This is a genomic window from Halopseudomonas pelagia CL-AP6 (assembly GCF_000410875.1).
GTDB classification, from domain to species: domain Bacteria; phylum Pseudomonadota; class Gammaproteobacteria; order Pseudomonadales; family Pseudomonadaceae; genus Halopseudomonas; species Halopseudomonas pelagia.
In genome coordinates, this window is record NZ_AROI01000007.1 from 59,669 (window position 1) to 76,147 (window position 16,479).

Annotated in this window: 18 protein-coding genes; 10 read left to right on the top strand and 8 right to left on the bottom strand. The window is 56.3% G+C overall.

The window, feature by feature from the left end; genetic code table 11:
• Positions 1-41 precede the first annotated feature (41 nt).
• From rpsA to pyrF, 5 genes are all read left to right on the top strand, one after another.
• Positions 42-1,724, top strand: coding sequence for a 30S ribosomal protein S1 (gene rpsA / locus K787_RS0106245; protein ID WP_022961938.1), 1,683 nt, complete (start codon positions 42-44; stop codon positions 1,722-1,724).
• A 274-nt stretch (positions 1,725-1,998) separates the two neighbouring features.
• A complete protein-coding gene (ihfB, locus tag K787_RS0106250; RefSeq protein WP_022961939.1) occupies positions 1,999-2,292 on the top strand; it encodes an integration host factor subunit beta in 294 nt (97 codons plus the stop codon).
• A gap of 68 nt (positions 2,293-2,360) precedes the next feature.
• Positions 2,361-2,660 (top strand): lipopolysaccharide assembly protein LapA domain-containing protein, encoded by a 300-nt coding sequence (locus tag K787_RS0106255; RefSeq protein WP_022961940.1) that lies wholly within the window; start codon positions 2,361-2,363, stop codon positions 2,658-2,660.
• A gap of 5 nt (positions 2,661-2,665) precedes the next feature.
• A complete protein-coding gene (lapB, locus tag K787_RS0106260) occupies positions 2,666-3,844 on the top strand; it encodes a lipopolysaccharide assembly protein LapB (RefSeq protein ID WP_022961941.1) in 1,179 nt (392 codons plus the stop codon).
• Positions 3,845-3,881: 37 nt separating this feature from the next.
• On the top strand, positions 3,882-4,589 hold the full coding sequence (gene pyrF / locus K787_RS0106265; protein WP_022961942.1) for an orotidine-5'-phosphate decarboxylase: 708 nt from the start codon (positions 3,882-3,884) through the stop codon (positions 4,587-4,589).
• A gap of 6 nt (positions 4,590-4,595) precedes the next feature.
• Here pyrF and K787_RS0106270 read toward each other — a convergent pair whose 3' ends face one another.
• The 4 genes from K787_RS0106270 to K787_RS0106290 all read right to left on the bottom strand — a co-directional run bounded on the left by K787_RS0106270 (position 4,596) and on the right by K787_RS0106290 (position 8,365).
• A complete protein-coding gene (locus K787_RS0106270; protein WP_022961943.1) occupies positions 4,596-5,651 on the bottom strand; it encodes an NAD(P)-dependent alcohol dehydrogenase in 1,056 nt (351 codons plus the stop codon).
• 80 nt (positions 5,652-5,731) lie between these two features.
• On the bottom strand, positions 5,732-6,610 hold the full coding sequence (locus K787_RS0106275; protein WP_152486791.1) for a DUF6279 family lipoprotein: 879 nt from the start codon (positions 6,608-6,610) through the stop codon (positions 5,732-5,734).
• Between the two features lie 103 nt (positions 6,611-6,713).
• Complete coding sequence (locus tag K787_RS0106285) at positions 6,714-7,133, bottom strand: anti-virulence regulator CigR family protein (protein ID WP_022961944.1); 420 nt, start codon at positions 7,131-7,133, stop codon at positions 6,714-6,716.
• A gap of 59 nt (positions 7,134-7,192) precedes the next feature.
• Complete coding sequence (locus tag K787_RS0106290; RefSeq protein WP_022961945.1) at positions 7,193-8,365, bottom strand: YbfB/YjiJ family MFS transporter; 1,173 nt, start codon at positions 8,363-8,365, stop codon at positions 7,193-7,195.
• A 367-nt stretch (positions 8,366-8,732) separates the two neighbouring features.
• Here K787_RS0106290 and K787_RS22375 point away from each other — a divergent pair, with 367 nt between their 5' ends.
• From K787_RS22375 to K787_RS0106310, 4 genes are all read left to right on the top strand, one after another.
• On the top strand, positions 8,733-10,169 hold the full coding sequence (locus K787_RS22375; RefSeq protein ID WP_022961946.1) for an MFS transporter: 1,437 nt from the start codon (positions 8,733-8,735) through the stop codon (positions 10,167-10,169).
• A gap of 193 nt (positions 10,170-10,362) precedes the next feature.
• Positions 10,363-11,334 carry a DUF2157 domain-containing protein gene (locus tag K787_RS0106300; RefSeq protein WP_022961947.1) on the top strand — a complete coding sequence of 324 codons (972 nt, stop codon included), beginning with the start codon at positions 10,363-10,365 and terminating at the stop codon, positions 11,332-11,334.
• Positions 11,334-12,395, top strand: a complete 1,062-nt coding sequence (locus K787_RS0106305; protein WP_022961948.1) for a DUF4401 domain-containing protein — start codon at positions 11,334-11,336, stop codon at positions 12,393-12,395. Before K787_RS0106300 ends, K787_RS0106305 begins: the two co-directional genes overlap by 1 nt.
• Positions 12,392-12,910, top strand: a complete 519-nt coding sequence (locus tag K787_RS0106310; protein WP_022961949.1) for a GDYXXLXY domain-containing protein — start codon at positions 12,392-12,394, stop codon at positions 12,908-12,910. The genes K787_RS0106305 and K787_RS0106310 overlap by 4 nt, the downstream gene beginning before the upstream one ends.
• Positions 12,911-12,978: 68 nt before the next feature.
• Here K787_RS0106310 and K787_RS25300 read toward each other — a convergent pair whose 3' ends face one another.
• From K787_RS25300 to msrB, 4 genes are all read right to left on the bottom strand, one after another.
• A complete protein-coding gene (locus K787_RS25300) occupies positions 12,979-13,155 on the bottom strand; it encodes a PFL_1563 family small protein (protein ID WP_022961950.1) in 177 nt (58 codons plus the stop codon).
• Positions 13,156-13,281: 126 nt separating this feature from the next.
• Positions 13,282-13,761, bottom strand: coding sequence for an FKBP-type peptidyl-prolyl cis-trans isomerase (locus tag K787_RS0106320; RefSeq protein ID WP_022961951.1), 480 nt, complete (start codon positions 13,759-13,761; stop codon positions 13,282-13,284).
• A gap of 81 nt (positions 13,762-13,842) precedes the next feature.
• Positions 13,843-14,457, bottom strand: coding sequence for a peptide-methionine (S)-S-oxide reductase MsrA (msrA, locus tag K787_RS0106325; RefSeq protein WP_022961952.1), 615 nt, complete (start codon positions 14,455-14,457; stop codon positions 13,843-13,845).
• Complete coding sequence (gene msrB, locus K787_RS0106330) at positions 14,454-14,975, bottom strand: peptide-methionine (R)-S-oxide reductase MsrB (RefSeq protein ID WP_022961953.1); 522 nt, start codon at positions 14,973-14,975, stop codon at positions 14,454-14,456. Before msrB ends, msrA begins: the two co-directional genes overlap by 4 nt.
• Before the next feature lie 209 nt (positions 14,976-15,184).
• On the opposite strand from msrB, the gene K787_RS22380 reads away from it, so the two are divergent.
• On the top strand, positions 15,185-16,438 hold the full coding sequence (locus K787_RS22380; RefSeq protein WP_022961954.1) for a serine hydrolase domain-containing protein: 1,254 nt from the start codon (positions 15,185-15,187) through the stop codon (positions 16,436-16,438).
• The last annotated feature ends 41 nt before the right edge of the window (positions 16,439-16,479 follow it).

A 16,479-nucleotide genomic window follows, 5' to 3' on the forward strand; every position in this document is an offset into this window, starting at 1 on the left:
CCAGGCGGTTACTGCCTAAATAACCATTTACAGGATTCCAAATGAGCGAAAGCTTTGCCGAACTTTTTGAAGAAAGTCTAGTAACCCTCGACATGCAGCCGGGTTCCATCATCACCGGTATCATCGTGGACATCGACTCCGATTGGGTCACCGTTCATGCTGGCTTGAAGTCCGAAGGTGTCATCCCGCGTGAGCAGTTCCTGAACGATCAGGGCGAGCTGACGATCAAAGTGGGTGATGAGGTTCACGTTGCACTGGAAGCCGTTGAAGACGGTTTCGGTGAGACCAAACTGTCCCGTGAGAAGGCCAAGCGCGCCGAATCCTGGAAAGTCCTCGAAGCAGCTTTCGCCGCAGAAGAAATCGTCAAGGGTGTTATCAACGGCAAGGTCAAAGGTGGCTTTACCGTCGACGTCAACACCATCCGCGCGTTCCTGCCTGGCTCCCTGGTCGATGTCCGCCCTGTGCGCGACACCACGCACCTGGAAGGCAAGGAACTGGAATTCAAGGTCATCAAGCTTGACCAGAAGCGCAACAACGTTGTCGTTTCCCGTCGTGCCGTCCTCGAAGCCGAGAACAGTGCAGAGCGTGAAGCCCTGCTGGAAACTCTGCAGGAAGGCCAGGTTGTCAAAGGTATTGTCAAGAACCTCACAGATTACGGCGCATTCGTCGATCTGGGCGGCGTAGACGGCCTGCTGCACATTACCGACATGGCTTGGAAGCGCATCAAGCATCCTTCCGAAATCGTCAATGTTGGCGACGAGATCGACGTCAAGGTGCTGAAGTTCGACCGCGAGCGCAACCGCGTTTCTCTGGGTCTGAAGCAGCTGGGTGAAGATCCATGGGTCGCCATCACTGGTCGTTACCCTGAAGGTACTCGTGTTACCGCCAAGGTCACCAACCTCACCGATTACGGCTGCTTTGCCGAGCTGGAAGAGGGCGTTGAAGGTCTGGTACACGTATCTGAGATGGATTGGACCAACAAGAACATCCATCCTTCCAAGGTTGTCCAAGTGGGCGACGATGTGGAAGTCATGGTTCTGGATATCGACGAAGACCGTCGTCGTATCTCCCTGGGCATCAAGCAGTGCAAGATGAACCCATGGGAAGAGTTCTCCAGCAAGTTCAACAAGGGCGACAAGATCTCCGGCTCCATCAAGTCGATCACCGATTTCGGTATCTTCATTGGTCTGGACGGCGGCATCGACGGCCTGGTTCACTTGTCCGACATTTCCTGGAACGAAGCTGGCGAAGAAGCCGTGCGTCGTTTCAAGAAGGGCGACGAGATCGAAACTGTCATCCTGTCTGTTGATCCCGAGCGCGAGCGCATTTCTCTGGGCGTCAAGCAACTGGAAGACGATCCGTTCTCCAACTTCGCTTCACTGAACGAGAAAGGCACCATCCTCAACGGTATCGTCAAGGAAGTGGATGCCAAGGGTGCAGTAATTACCCTGGCGGAAGAAATCGAAGGCACTCTGAAAGCCTCCGAAATCAGCCGCGACCGTGTTGAAGATGCGCGTAACGTGCTGAATGTTGGCGACGAAATCGAAGCCAAGATCATCAGCATCGATCGCAAGAGCCGTGTGATCAGTTTGTCGATCAAGGCCAAAGATGTTGAAGACGAGAAAGAAGCCATCCAGGACCTGCGCAAGCAGGAAATGCAGGCTTCCGGTCCGACCACCATCGGTGATCTGATCAAGCAGCAGATGGAGAACAAGGGCAACTAAGCCTTTGTGACCCACCAGAAAAAGGGCGACTTCGGTCGCCCTTTTTTGTGGCCGTTGATTAGCGGTGCGCCGCAAACTTCGAGCGCTAAGAGCTCCTCGCGGCGTGCAAGAACAGCCCCGTATTTTCAGCTGCCTCGCAGAATCCGGTTAACGCCGCAAGCGCATCAGATTGTAAGGGCTGCTTGCCGCTTTTAGCTTGTAGCTTGCGGCTTGCCGTCAGGCATGGTAAAACCGAGTGAAACGGATCTAGCCGCTTGATAAAAAAGGAAAAACCATGACCAAGTCGGAGTTGATCGAGCGCATAGTGGAACAGCAGGGGCAGTTGTCGTCCAAGGATGTAGAGTTGGCGATCAAGACCATGCTGGAGCACATGTCTCAGGCACTGGCTACCGGTGAGCGTATCGAGATTAGAGGCTTTGGCAGCTTTTCTCTGCATTACCGTGCGCCGCGTGTCGGCCGTAACCCCAAAACCGGTGATTCGGTGGAGCTTGAGGGTAAATTTGTGCCGCACTTCAAGCCCGGCAAGGAGTTGCGTGATCGCGTCAACGAGTCTTTGCAAATGGTCTGAAGCGGTATCAAGCGGCGTTTACCCTGCGCTATACTGCTCCCCACACGAATGGACTGGAGTCTAGTGGCATGCAATGGCTAAAGCGCGCGATACTGATTGTTATTCTTTTGCTTGTGGCCCTGGCGACACTGGATTTCATGTTGGAGAACCAGCAAGGCATTCGACTGCAGTTTCTTGAGCTGCAATCCCCTGAACTACCCCTATCCCTGTATATCGTTATTGCCTTTATTCTCGGCAGTCTGCTGGGCGTGTTTATTGGTTGGTTGATGACCACGCGCCTACGCCTGAAGTTGATGGTGCAGAGCAATGAGCTGAATCGTTACCGCAAGGAAGTCGACAAGCTGCGTACCCAGCCCATCAAGGACTGATTCCCATGCAGGAATTGCTGTTCCTTGGACTCTTTGTGCTGGCCCTGGGGATCGGTTGGTTTCTCGGCAGGCGTGAGGCAATCAAGGTCGGCTTTATGCTGGAGCCGCATGGCAGCGCGCTGGATCGACAGTATTTTATCGGTTTGAATTATCTGCTTAACGAACAACCGGATGAAGCGATTGAGACCTTCATTCGGGCTCTGGAAGTCAATCCCGAAACCGTTGAAACGCATATCGCCATTGGTAAGCTGTTTTGCCAGCGTGGCGATGTGGAGCGGGCGATCAAGGTGCATCAAAACCTCCTCGCACGACCCAATCTGAGTCGTCAGCAGGCTGATCGAGTGCAGCTGGAGTTGGCTCGCGATTACCTCGCGGTGGGCATGCTTAACCGTGCCGAGCGGCTACTCGAAGAACTGGTGGAAGCCACGTCGCCGTTGCGCGCCGAGGCATTGGTAGATCTGGTTAAGGTGCATGAGCGTGAGCACGAATGGGGCAGGGCCATTGTCGTTGGCAGCAAGCTGGTGCTGGAGCGCCCGGCTTTTGCGGTGACTTTGGCACATTATCATTGCGAAAGGGCCGCAGGTTTATTGCGAAGTAACGATCAGTCGGCAGGGCGGCGGCACCTCAACCAGGCACTGGATGCTGATGCAGCGTGCATTCGCGCCATGTTGATGCTAACGGATCTGGAGTTGAATCAGGGGCACGCCAAGGCAGCGCAGAGATGGCTGCAGCGGCTTGCCGAGAAAGACGCCGATTTTGTACCCGAAGCCTTGCCGCTAATACGTCGCTGCGCTGATAATGACGCGCTGGACATGCAGCAGTATCTGGATCAAGTGATCGCCAATAACCCTCAGCCACAAGTGCTGAGCGTATTGGCCAGAGCCGATCAGATGCAATTCCAGGCTAGCTTGCATGAAGTGAGTCTTTTTGTGCTGGACCATATCCAGCAACAACCGTCCCTTAGAGGACTGCTTTATCTGATCGACCTGCATCTGGATCATGTCGAGGCCAAGGGCCGAGACAATTTATTGGTCCTGCGCGGCATCGTCGAGGCTCTGGTAGTGGACAAGCACCAGTACCGATGTGCTTCTTGCGGCTTTCTGGCCAAGAAGTTGCACTGGCAATGCCCTACCTGCCACGGTTGGTCAACCATCAGACCCCTGAAGGGGCGTGAGGCTGCCTGAGACAGTCACCATGGACGTTCTTCAACAGGATAAATGCATGCCCTGTCACACCCCCGTAATTGTTGCCCTGGATTTCCCTGACGCATCAACCGCCATCGCGTTGGCCAAACAGCTTGACCCGAGCAAGTGTCGTGTCAAGGTCGGTAAGGAGCTGTTTACCAGCAGCGGTCCATCCATTGTCGAAGCGCTGCATCAGTTGGGCTTTGAAGTCTTTCTCGATCTCAAGTTTCACGATATCCCAAATACTACTGCCAGCGCTGTGGTGGCTGCGGCGGAGCTGGGCGTGTGGATGGTCAACGTGCATGCCGGAGGTGGTCGGCGGATGATGGAAGCCTGTCGCGAGGCATTGGATAGCCGCCGAGGTCACCGTCCTTTATTGACTGCGGTGACCGTTCTCACCAGTCTTGAGCAGGAAGATTTGCTCGAGGTAGGGGTCGATATTGAACCCATGGTGCAGGTTCAGCGGCTCGCTCGTTTGACCCAGGAATGTGGTCTGGACGGTGTGGTGTGTTCCGCCCGTGAAGCCAAGGCGCTGCGCAGTGCTTTGGGTAATGAACTGCTGCTGGTCACCCCAGGCATTCGGCCAGCTGACGCCGCTGCCGATGATCAGAGGCGCATTGTGACGCCGCAGCAGGCTGTAGAGAATGGTAGCAGCTACCTGGTTATAGGTCGCCCGATCACTAGGGCGGAGGCGCCAGCAGAGGCGCTTGCTGAAATACTAGCCGAGCTCTCTGCCAGCGCGTGATTCAGCTCAAGGCGTGATGGCTATCTTCAGAACACCGTCGCGCTGATGACTGAACAGGTCGTATGCGGCGACAATGTCGTCCAGCTTGAAGCGGTGTGTCACCATCGCTGTCAGGTCGACCCGGCCTGATGCGACCACCTCCATCAACCGGCGCATACGTTCTTTTCCGCCCGGGCACAGGGTGGTGATGATTTTGTGATCGCCCAACCCGGCCGCTATCGCATCCAGCGGCATTGACAGTTTGCCTGAGTATACGCCCAGGCTTGACAGCGTACCCCCGGGCTTGAGTGCCCGCAGGCAGGACTCGAAGGTTTGCTGAGTCCCCAGGGCCTCGATGGCCACGTCTACCCCTTTGCCGGCGGTAATGGCCATGATCTGTTCCAGCGGGTCTTGTTGCTTGAAGTTGATGGTGATGTCGGCGCCCAGGCGCTTGGCGATTTCCAGGCGCTCAGCAACGCTATCTACTACGATGATCCGCGTGGCGCCCATCAGTTTTGCGCCCGCCGTGGCACACAGGCCGATTGGCCCCTGGGCAAAGATCACCACGGTGTCGCCTATGCGAATACCACCGCTCTCTGCGCCACCAAAACCGGTGCTCATGATGTCTGGGCACATGAGCACCTGTTCGTCGCTGAGGCCGTCCGGTACCGGCGTCAGATTGGCCTGGGCGTTGGGGATCAGCACATACTCGGCCTGGCAGCCATCAATGGTGTTGCCTAATTGCCAGCCGCCCATCGCTTTGCCGCCGCACTGGCTGGAGATGCCGTCCAGACAGGGGTGACATTGGCCGCAGGGGGTGATAGCACCGGCGATGACCCGTTGACCTATCTGATAATCGCGCACGGCGCTGCCGAGTTTCTCGATGACGCCTACCGGCTCATGACCTATGATCAGGCCAGGCGTTACCGGATACTCACCCTTGAGAATATGCACGTCTGTGCCGCAGATAGTGGTAGTGGTAACGCGCAATAGAGCATCGGTAGGGCCGGGTTCAGGAATCGGGCGCTGCTGGATTTCTATGCGGCCAGGTTCGAGCCAGACGGCTGCTTTCATGGTGGTCATGGCGGGGGGCTCCTGCTAATCAGGGGAATTAGGTTAGTTTCTGAGTCTAGCCCCCCTGGTCGGGCAGGCATTGATCTGGATCAAGCCTGACTCGGTGGGGCGCATTGCAAACGCTGAAGATCCCTATCAAGTTGCTCGAATTGCTTGTCCATCCGAGCGCGCTGCGCATCGGTGGCCATACCGAGTACATCGCTCAGCATGGCCGCACCCTTGCGGCTGGTTACCTTGGTGCTTTCCCTGAACGCTTCGGTCCAGTAACGCTGCCGCTCCACCAATAGGTCGTTGATGTGCGTAGTGAAGCCTTCTTCATAGCGGCTATTCAGCGCGACAACAAGTTGCTGTTGCCAATGTTGACGGTTTTCCAACCAGATAGTGTTTTGACCCTCCAGTTCAGCAGACCAGCTATCAATTCGGCTGCGCTGTTCTTCGCTAAGACGGCCGAGCCAGCGGTTCAGGCGCTTTTCCAGACGCTCGGCACGTTGCTGTGCCTGGGCTGCTGGATCGGGAGCAACGAACTTGGCATGCATGTCCTGCTGTTGCTCAGCCAAATTGGCTTGCAGGGCGGCGATTTGTGAGTGGTCCAGCTTGCGGAAAAGTTCAGCTAGCGTCGGGGCTATTTCATGCAGCACTCGATCAACGGCAGGCATCAGCTGCGGAACTTGTTCCAGTAGAATGCTGGCCGGCAGATCATGGGTGTCAAGGGTGTTCTGCAGCCCTGCCAGCAAGGGTCTATAACGGGGGATCTCGGTACTGCAATGCCAAGCCAGGTGCTCATCTATCCGTGCCGAGAGCCAGCTTTTTTGCGTGCGACTCAGGGGGACATAATCGCTGGTTTTCCAGTTGATAAGCCAGTTCAGATTGTTGTAAGCCAGGCGCGCGGAACTGCAAGAAGACAGTGCCAGCAGGCATATAAGAAGGAGGAGGGATCGAAACAGGTACATGCCAGGCCCAGTATTCAAATTGGATCTTTTCCAGAGTAGCGCCATCACGGATTTGACGGCGAAGAAAAGCATGTCCTGAGGTGTCGTAGCCCCCTTGCTAATAAGCTAGTTCCGCGTTTCTTTATTCCAGTATGTTGAGCAGAATTGCTTCGACAATACCGGTGGTTGCAGTGACCAGCACGGCGTCGGTGCCTACCTGGCGCCAGTCGTAACCGGGATATTGGGGCAGGCGCGACTCCAGGCGTCCGTCAAAGCGTTTGGCGATACCAGGCGGCAGCGGCTTACCCCGGGCCACATTTTTGCGGATACCGGGCGGTAGCGGCTTTGCCGGCTCGAGGTAGTTACGCTGATCTCTGAAGATGCTGCGAATGACGCTTTCCTCAAGGGTCACCGACTGCTGGTCTTGTTGGTGATGGTCGGGTTTTCCAGCTTTGTTGCCCTTGGCGTGAGGTGGTGGTTGGGCAAGCACACTGGTCGAGGCCAGCGCCAGTATCAGCGTAATTGCAGAAAGTTGGGTAAAGACAGTTGAAAAAGGGGGCATGTTGTTTCTCCTGTGTTCAATTAGAGCATACGAAGATCGGGAGGTTCCTAGGGCGTGCACTAATGACGTATATCAGCGACTTTCAGCATGCAGATAAAGCTGATTAACAAGGCCGCGGCACCAAACCAAAGACTGCCTTGCAAGGTGATGCCATAGTCAAATCCCACGCGCACCAGCCACGGGCCGATCAGTTGAGTAAAGCCGTACAGGGCAATCAGTGCTGCGGAAAGCCGTGGCCCCTGAGTGGGTTGCAGGCTGCGCGCCAAGCGCTGGGTCAGGAGTACTGCGCCGAGAAAGCAACCGCCGATCAACAAGCTGCACAGTGCCAACCCCCATTGCGGCGGAAGTAACAGTGCGCAGAGCACGCCCAGCAATTGCAGCGCATAGTTACAGATAAGCATATTGCGGTCGCCAAACTGGCTGCCCAATCGGTTCCATAGCCAGGTCGAGGGCAAGGCGGCAATTGAAACGATAAGCCAGCTTTGACTGACCATCGGTGATCCTTTGCCCAATTGCAGACTGGCGAGCATGGGCAGAAAGGTCATCGGCAGGATGTAACCCAGTCCGGCCCCGGCATATGCGAAGAACAGCGTCTGGCTGTGGCGATCAAACAGGGCCTGGCGCTTGGGTGCTATCGCATGATCGGTTTTTGCTGGCGGTATGGGCAGTCTGCTCAAGGTCAGCCAGCTCCAGTAGCCCAATGGAATGCTCAGCAGGGCGGCAGGCCACCAGCGCGCTGCGCCGGTAAGCCAACCATCTCCCAGGCTTACCAATGCACTTGATAAGAGTAAGCCGAGGCCTACCCCCAGGTAGATCAGGCCGCTGGCGCGTATGCGTCCGTTGACTGCCAGCCATTCGAGGATTAGCGCGGGCACCAGTACGAATACCATCCCGTTACTAATCCCATTTCCCAAGCGCAACATGCCAATGGCCCACAAGGAATCGGATTGGGTCAGACTGAGCAGCGTTACGCAATGCAGTGCCAGTGCCCAGGGGATGGCCCGGTGGATGGCAGCCGGTGTCGCCCAGCGGATAGCCAGTAGTGCGCCGAGCAGATAACCCACATAGTTCCAGCTGGCAATATCCGCAGCCTGGCCGAGCGCCAATTGGCCGTCGGCAACCAGACGTGGCATCAAGGGAGTGTATACGAACCGGCCCAAGCCATGTACCACCAACAGTAACAGGGCGCCTGCTGAAACGACTCGGATGATGGACGGATGGTGAGATGGCACGTTGCGCTCCTGGGTTGGGAGTATCTTACCGGTCCTGGGGTGTCGCTTCCATTGCTCATTGCAGCCGTCATAAGGGAGCTGAATAAGGTTAATCGGGTCTGCATATAATGCCGGCAGGGCTCATGAATCCTAGCTTTGCGTGAGACTGGAGCGTTGCTCCCGAGGCCGCTTTGCCGACTCATGCTTGGCTGCCCCCGAGCATGGTTGTAATGGTGGCGCACTGGCATAGAATCGGGTGAGCAAAAGGCGTCAGTGTTGCGCTAACGCGCCATAAGCGGTGTTTTCTCAGCCATTGCGGCTGAGTTGATAAGAACAAAAAATCACCAGGCTTTTTCCAGGTCTGAGTGGTTCTTTACAGGGGTGAATAATGAGTCAGTCCGGCATTCTCAAACGTTCCACCATCCTTATCCATGGGTCAGTAGGCATGCCACTGGCCATCATCGGTTATCCGCTCGTGGTTTACCTGCCACCCTTCTACGCCCAGGAGGTTGGATTAAACATGGCGCTAATGGCGCTGGTGTTGGTGTTCGCACGTATGACCGACGTGATCACTGATCCGCTGATTGGTACCCTCAGTGATCGTTGGCAGACGCGCATCGGCCGTCGCAAGCCGTGGCTGATTATGGGTGTCCCGCTCATGTTGATAGGCACTGTCATGATCTTTATGCCGCCAGAGGGAATAGGCATTGGCCATCTGCTGATCTGGACAGTGATCATGTATCTCGGCTGGACCATGGTCACCTTGCCTTACGGTGCCTGGGGTGCAGAGTTATCGCCGCTGTACCATCAGCGCAGCCGGGTCACCGCTTCGCGGGAAGGTTTTGTGCTGATTGGCCTGTTCCTGGCAGCATTGGCGCCGGCCATTGTGCAGTCGATGGGTACCCGGTTTCAGGCTGGTGAGACTGACGGTTTCTGGATGGGAGTGGTGGTCTGGGCAGTGGGTACCGACGGGCAATTGGGTACCGGTTACGGTCCGATTCTGGCGGGGATGGCTTGGTTGTTACTGATCCTGCTGCCGTTAACAGTCCTTCTGGTCGTGACCAAAGTCAAAGAGGCTCCACCGCAGTCGGTTCAGCGCACCGACTGGAAAAAGGGTATGCGGGTGTTGAAGAACAATGGCCCGTTCAAGCGCATGATGCTGATGTTATTGATCGTAGTGACTGGCGAATCCTTTCGTAACGCCTTGTCGGTGTTCTTCATGCAGCACGTCATTCAGATTCAGGCGCAGATCGGTTTGATGTACCTGCTGTATTTCGGCGTGGGTATTCTCGGTATTCCGTTCTGGTTGATTCTCGGCAAGCGCATTGGCAAGCACAAGGCGTTCTGCGTCGCGGTGGGTGTTTCCAGCGCCAGCATCCTGGGTATGTTTTTCCTCCAGGCCGGACAGATAATGCCTTTTGCGATCATGTTTGCGCTGAAAGGCTTCTGTTTTGCCGCGTTCCAATTCCTGCCTTTGTCGATGCTGGCGGATATCGTCGATCTGGATACCGCGCGCAGCAAGGAGCATCGCACTGGGCTGTTTTTCGCCATGTCCGGTATGGCGCAGAAGTTTGCTATGGCTATTGGTCTGGGCCTGTCGCTTGGGCTGCTGGCGCTGGTCGGCTTTGACGCTACCGCGTCCACCCATTCGGATGCTCAACTGATGGCACTGCGGCTGCTGTATATCATCGGCCCAGTCGTGCTCTATATGCTGGCCTTTGCTGTCGCCTGGAAGTATCCGCTCACCGCAGTCCGGCAGGAGCGTATTCATCAGTGGGTGATGCGGCGCAATGCGCGGCTGCAGTTGGAACCTCAGCAACCCTGAAGCCAGGCCGCCCCCCTCGGCCCAAGGGACGGGCGGCTGGCTTGACGGCGATATCTGCTGGGTCTTTGTTCCGCTATGCTGTGATCTCATATGAGTAACAGCTGAAAAGGAATGCTCGGCACATGTCCCATCCCTCGCCTTATCCGCAGTGCATTGTTGTGTTCCATTCGCAGAGCCTGAGAGGAGGGTGCTGATGCCGTTAAGTCTGCAGCAGCGCGACCTGCTTTTGAATTGGGCAGAAAGACAGTATCTGGATAGGCAGCAATTGAGCGCCTTGGCTGGTGAGGGTCAGCTTGCTCCCGCTAGCAGTCAGTGGCAATACCTGCTGGATCGTTTGCTGGCTGGCGCCGGCGTCTTGCTGGTGAGTATAGGTGTCGTGTTTTTCTTTGCCTGGAACTGGGACGAGTTACCGCGTTTTGCCAAATTCGCAGTTGCCGCTGGCGTGCTCAGCAGTTTTACCGTATTGGCCTTGTTCAGTGTGCATCGCTCGGTAGTGCAGCAGTCAGCGTTGCTGGGATGCTGTATCGCCACCGGTGCTTTGCTGGCGCTGATTGGTCAGACCTATCAGACCGGCGCGGATATCTGGCAGCTGTTCGCTGCTTGGGCCGTGTTGATGCTGCCATGGGTACTGCTGTCACGCTCCACTGCGTGCTGGGCTTTGTGTTGGGCAGTGGCCAATCTGGCGTTGCTACGCTTTTTCGCGGCCTCCATGTGGTTTGGTCTGTTTGCTGGATTCAGTGGGCAGCAGGCGTTGTTAACTATTGCCTTGGCGAATCTTGCTGCCCTGCTGCTGTTTGAAATCGGGGGCGGCAAACTGCTTGGCCACCGGGGTAGGAGTCTACCCAGACTTTGCGCACTGGCCGGCCTGAGCGCGCTGCTGCTGGGGGCGATCATGGGTTGGTGGCAGGCAGCCTTCGCGCCGCTGCTGATTGGTTTTGCGCTGAGCGTCGCAGTGGGTGTGCCATTGTACCGCTGGTGGCGCCTGGATTTGCCGATTCTGGCGCTGCTGCTGTTTGGGCTTGTCGCGCTGGGGGCAGCTGGGTTGTTCAGGGTACTGATAGAGCACGAGGGCTTCTTCGCTTTTAATGCCATCGGCCTCTTTGTGGTGGTCAGTAGCGCGCTGGCCTCGCTCTGGCTGCACCGGGTCTACCGGGGAGGGCGCTGATGGACAAGGCTGATCTACAATATTTGCTGGCTCATATCCAGCAACGTACCGGTTTGAGTGAGGAGCAGCGTACACGCTTGCTGGCGGGGGTTGATTCACCCTGGTGGTTATCGGTCTTGCTGGGGTTGGCTGCCTGGGTCTCGTCCTTGTTTCTTATGGGCTCATTGCTCGGCCCCTCGGCATTGCTGCTGGACGGGCCGGTGGGCATAGGCTTGGCAGGCCTGTTGATGTTGTGCGCCGGGCTGTGGTTGTTTGGCCGTATGGGGGTGTTCTTCGAGCAAATGGGACTGGCTTTTGCGCTCGGAGGCCAGGGCCTGTTGGTGTATGTGCTGGCCGATGCAATGGGGTCGAGCGAGGCGCTCCGGTCTGCGGCTATTGTTTGTCTGCCATTGTCAGCCATTCTGCTGCTAGGGCCAGGGTCGATGCTCTACCGGCGCATTTGTGGGTTGCTGGTATTGGGCAGCATTGCTGTCCTGCTCGAGAGTGGGCCAGGGCTGGCACTGTACGGGCTGCTGCTGGCCTGCGTGGCCACAGTCTCATGGTTGCGGCGTTTGCATTGGGCTGGCGATGGCCTTGCATTACATCTGCGTGCGCTGAGCGATGCAGCAACGCTCATGGCGTTATTACTGGCGATGTATGGCCATCAAGGTGTGCTCGACGCGATGACAGGGCACATGTCCGTGCTGACAGTATCGCCTGGAGTGTGGCTGCTGATTCACGCCGGGCCTGGTTTGTTATTGCTATTGACGCTTGCGTGGTTGCTGCGCGGTCAACCGGTAAAAGCGCGCAGTGCTGGGTTGCTGGCCGCCGGGCTGTTAATACTGCTTACCTACCAGGCTCCGGGTTTGCTGATCAGTTTGGCGCTAGGTTTGTGCGTTTATCATGCGGGCAGCCGCAGCTGGTGCATGGTAGTTCCGGCTTTCGCCCTGTTTTATCTCGGGGAGTTCTATTACAGCCTGCACCTCTCGCTGTTGCACAAGTCATTGCTGCTCTGCGCTAGCGGTTTTTTGTTACTGGTGATCAGGCTCGGAATGAGACGTCTGTTTTGGAGCCCACTATGACGCTGACGCGGTGGTGGCCGGCAATGGTAGGAGCGTGGCTACTGGTAATGGTAGCGGCCACCATGGCAATCATCGGCCATGAGCGCACCCTGCGCGACGGTCAACTGGTGTATCTGGAGCTGGCTCCGGTGGATCCGCGCTCACTGATGCAGGGCGACTATATGGCGCTGGAGTTTGCGTTGAATCGCGAATTGGAAGCGCAGATGACACTGCAGAAAATGGAAGGCGGGGAGCAATCTGCTTTCGCGCTGTTGGCGGTGGATGATCTGGGTCGGACGTCCTTGGTTGGCTTGGCAGATGCCGTCGATAGCGCAGATGATCAAGTAAGCATGCGTGTACGCCAGCAAGGCAGCCGGTTCAGCCTGGGACCCAATGCCTTTTTCTTCCAGGAGGGCACTGCAGCTGTTTACGAACAGGCACGTTGGGGCGGCTTTCGCGTAGCGGAAGATGGGGCGGCGTTATTGGTGAGCTTGCATGACGAGGAGCTGAAGGCGCTGGGGTTTAGCCGGCGCTGAACGGTGGGCTGGACTCAATGAGTAGCGGTCTAGCCCTTACCGTAATGCAGTTGGATGATGCTCGGCGCTTACTTGGCCGGACGACCTGGACGAGGGGCACCGTAAACCTGGCCACTCTTGCCATTGGGAATTTTCTGAATCTCACCGCCAGAGGCGATAAAAGCATCAATCTGGTTATCAATGGATTTGCTAGTGGCGACGGCTGCGTCGGCCTTGCGTTTGCTTGGGGCGGTTTTTGCTGACATGTTTACCTGCCTGAGTAAAAGTAGTCGAGCATTCTACACTTTTTTGTTGCATTTTGCTAAACAATTGATTAGGGCTCCTGCAACGAGCCGATGACCGGCCATTGCAGTTTGTCATGAACGATCATGTTAGTGGTGATGACCGCCAGCGCCGTGGGCATGGCCATGGGCCAATTCTTCTTCGCTAGCCTCACGCACCTCCAGAATCTCGATAGCAAAGGTCAAATCCTTGCCCGCCAACGGATGATTAGAATCCACTTCGGCCTGGGAGAGACCGACTTTGACAATGGTCACCTGGCGCTGACCTTGTTCGGTTTCGATGACTGCAATCATCCCCGGCTTCCATTTTTTTGCGCCTTGCAGGCGCTTGACCTGGACTTTCTGGACCGCATCGTCCAGTCGCGGGCCGTAGGCTTTATCGGCAGTCAGCGTGATACTGAAGTTGTCCCCTGCTTTATGGCCTTCAAGCGCTTCTACCAGGCCATCAATCAGGCCGGGCTGGCCGTGCAGGTACAAGATCGGCTCGTGTTTGTGCGAGCTTTCAATCTCGCCATTGGCGTCAGAGAGGGTGTAGTGAAACTGGACTACGCTGTTGTTGCTGATCTGCATCTTGATGGTTTCCGCTCGGGGCTGAATAGGTTGAGCGCATTATCAGGCCCCGAGCGATATTTTCCAACTCGGTTGCAGCGCTTAGTGTGCGCCCCAGAGTTCTTTCAGTCGATTATCTCGCCCACAACGACTCCGATAGAAATGGTAGCGAACGGGATTTTTCGAGTAGTAGTTCTGATGATAGTCCTCGGCCGGGTAGAAGGCCGTCTGCGGAAGAATCTCAGTGACGATCGGATCGCTGAGCTTGCCTGAATTTGCCAGCGCTTCTCTGGACTGCTCAAGAATCTGTTGCTGTTGCTCGTCGGCATAGAACAAGGCACTGCGGTATTGCGGGCCGCGATCGCAAAACTGAGCGTTGGGCGTGACCGGGTCGATGGTCGGCCAGAATGCTTCTACCAGCGCGGCGTAGTCGGTTTCGGCGGGGTTATAGAATACCGCCACCGCTTCAATATGCGGGGTTCCGCCTGCCGATACCTGAGGGTAGTTGGCCGAGACTGCGTCGCCGCCAATATAGCCTGAAACGGTATCCACTACGCCCGGCACCTTGTCGAAATCCGCTTCGGTACACCAGAAGCAGCCTCCGGCAAAAACCGCCATTTCGGATCCTGCGGGGCCTTGCTCAAGGGGCTGGTTGGCGCTGACCGCAGCGCTGAGCACGCTGAGCGCGAGCATGGATAGCCAATGATGTCTTTTCATCCTCTTAACTCCGGCAAGGCATCTGCTTCTGCAATGAACCGCAACGCGACCCCATTATTACACCAGCGCTCGCCTGTCGGCTCTGGACCATCCTTGAATACGTGGCCTTGATGACCGCCGCAGCGTGCGCAGTGATATTCGGTACGAGGCCAGATCAGCTTGAAGTCCTGTTTGGTACCTATATTGCCGTTAAGGGGCTGGGTAAAGCTTGGCCAGCCGGTTCCGCTGTCAAATTTTGATTCGCTGGTGAACAGGGGCAGGTAACAGGCTGCGCATACATAGGTGCCAGGATCATAGACCTTGTCTAAAGGGCTGCTGCTGGGCCGCTCGGTGGCCTCCTCAAAGAGCACGTCGAAGGCTTCAGCGGATACCTTGTCTTTCCAGTAACTGGGAGGGTGATCCAGCGGAGTAAAACGCATGGCCGCCTCGTGCGTTTGATTCTCTGCCAGACTCAGTCGGCTGATTAATGGCAGAGCGGGAAGAGCGATAAAGCTGGCCAGAAGAGTTCTGCGGTTCATGTTGAGTCCTGTAATCGTTGTCGCTTACCTCTGATAAGACTATGCCTTTTGGCAAAAATTACATGGGTACATCGTTTCAGAACATGTGGCTGATCCGTTATATTTATTCGCCGTATAAGTTGGCCGTATAAGTTGGCCGTATAGCGGTTGCCCTATATGAACTGCTCCTTGTACGGATAAGGTCTAATAACAACATCAGGGGTGACATCATGAGCACAAGAGTTGACCGGCTGACCGGTTTGAGCTGGATCCTGGCGGTTCTTTTTGGCGTAGGCAGTTCTGCTGGCTACGCCCAGGAGGCTGAAGCATACCGTATCTCCGAACCTCGACTGCAGACGTTGGCTCAGGCCATGCAGGCCCAGGTAACGGGCAAACAGCTCGCCGGGATCGCCACGCTAGTGTGGCAGGATGGGGAAGTCGTCCATCGCCAGCAGAGCGGTTATCAAAACCTGGAAGAGAAGAAGCCGCTGACCAAGGAGACAATTTACAAGATTTTTTCCCTGACCAAGCCTATCACCGGCACAGCCTTGTTGATGTTATATGACGAAGGCAAGTTCCAGCTTGATGCTCCAGTAGAGCAGTACCTGCCTGAACTGCAGAGCCTGCGGGTGGCAGTGGCAGACGGTCCCGATGGGCAGCCAGAAACCGAGGCGGCCGACCATCCTGTGACCATTCGTGAATTGATGACGCATACCGCTGGCCTGACCTACGGTCGCTTTTCCGAGTCGCAGGTGGACTCGCTCTATGCTCGTGAAGGAATTCAAAACATCGACACTAGTCTGGCTGACATGATCGCGAAGCTAGGCAAGCTGCCTTTGCGTCAGCAACCGGGTAGCCAATGGCATTACAGCGTGGCGGTCGATGTGCAGGCGCGGCTGGTTGAGGTTCTGTCAGGTATGGCCTTTGATGAGTATCTTCAGGAGCGTATTTTTACCCCGTTGAACATGATTGATACTGGCTTCTATGTACCACAGGACAAACAAGGTCGTTTGGCAGTGTCTTACACCCCTGATCCTGAGAAGGGGCTGCAGCCTTTTTCAAATCAGCCTTGGTTGAGCAAGCCAACATTTCTGAATGGCGGTGGTGGCCTGGTATCGACCATGGACGATTATTTGCGCTTTGCGCGCATGCTCCTAAACGAGGGTGAGCTGGATGGTGTACGGCTACTCAAAGCAGAAACGGTGCGGATGATGCGCAGCAATCAGCTGCCAGAGGGCGTGGCCGGACCAGACTGGGCGCCAGGTAATCTGTTTGGGCTGAATGTGGCGGTGGTGACCGAGCCCGAGCCAGCGGGCTTTTTGCCTGAAGATGTCTATTGGTGGTGGGGTTTTCATGGCCCCTGGATGTGGGTGGACCCCGCTAACCAGATCATCGTGCTGGGTATGATGCAGAATACCGATTATCGGCATTCTCGCGTGGTGCACGGCACCGTCAGCCAGATTCTCTATCGTTCGGCAAACTGACTCTATGTTGATAGGCGCGCGACTGCCGTGCCTCTCAGGGG

What these genes read in the sequence shown, in the direction of transcription:
- msrA (WP_022961952.1), bottom strand. Translation starts at nt 14,457, where the DNA reads ATGAAAAGACATCATTGGCTATCCATGCTCGCGCTCAGCGTGCTCAGC.
- K787_RS22380 (WP_022961954.1), top strand. Translation starts at nt 15,185, where the DNA reads ATGAGCACAAGAGTTGACCGGCTGACCGGTTTGAGCTGGATCCTGGCG.
- ihfB (WP_022961939.1), top strand. Translation starts at nt 1,999, where the DNA reads ATGACCAAGTCGGAGTTGATCGAGCGCATAGTGGAACAGCAGGGGCAG.
- K787_RS22375 (WP_022961946.1), top strand. Translation starts at nt 8,733, where the DNA reads ATGAGTCAGTCCGGCATTCTCAAACGTTCCACCATCCTTATCCATGGG.
- rpsA (WP_022961938.1), top strand. Translation starts at nt 42, where the DNA reads ATGAGCGAAAGCTTTGCCGAACTTTTTGAAGAAAGTCTAGTAACCCTC.
- K787_RS0106300 (WP_022961947.1), top strand. Translation starts at nt 10,363, where the DNA reads ATGCCGTTAAGTCTGCAGCAGCGCGACCTGCTTTTGAATTGGGCAGAA.
- K787_RS0106255 (WP_022961940.1), top strand. Translation starts at nt 2,361, where the DNA reads ATGCAATGGCTAAAGCGCGCGATACTGATTGTTATTCTTTTGCTTGTG.
- K787_RS0106270 (WP_022961943.1), bottom strand. Translation starts at nt 5,651, where the DNA reads ATGACCACCATGAAAGCAGCCGTCTGGCTCGAACCTGGCCGCATAGAA.
- K787_RS0106305 (WP_022961948.1), top strand. Translation starts at nt 11,334, where the DNA reads ATGGACAAGGCTGATCTACAATATTTGCTGGCTCATATCCAGCAACGT.
- msrB (WP_022961953.1), bottom strand. Translation starts at nt 14,975, where the DNA reads ATGAACCGCAGAACTCTTCTGGCCAGCTTTATCGCTCTTCCCGCTCTG.
- lapB (WP_022961941.1), top strand. Translation starts at nt 2,666, where the DNA reads ATGCAGGAATTGCTGTTCCTTGGACTCTTTGTGCTGGCCCTGGGGATC.
- pyrF (WP_022961942.1), top strand. Translation starts at nt 3,882, where the DNA reads ATGCCCTGTCACACCCCCGTAATTGTTGCCCTGGATTTCCCTGACGCA.
- K787_RS0106320 (WP_022961951.1), bottom strand. Translation starts at nt 13,761, where the DNA reads ATGCAGATCAGCAACAACAGCGTAGTCCAGTTTCACTACACCCTCTCT.
- K787_RS0106285 (WP_022961944.1), bottom strand. Translation starts at nt 7,133, where the DNA reads ATGCCCCCTTTTTCAACTGTCTTTACCCAACTTTCTGCAATTACGCTG.
- K787_RS0106310 (WP_022961949.1), top strand. Translation starts at nt 12,392, where the DNA reads ATGACGCTGACGCGGTGGTGGCCGGCAATGGTAGGAGCGTGGCTACTG.
- K787_RS25300 (WP_022961950.1), bottom strand. Translation starts at nt 13,155, where the DNA reads ATGTCAGCAAAAACCGCCCCAAGCAAACGCAAGGCCGACGCAGCCGTC.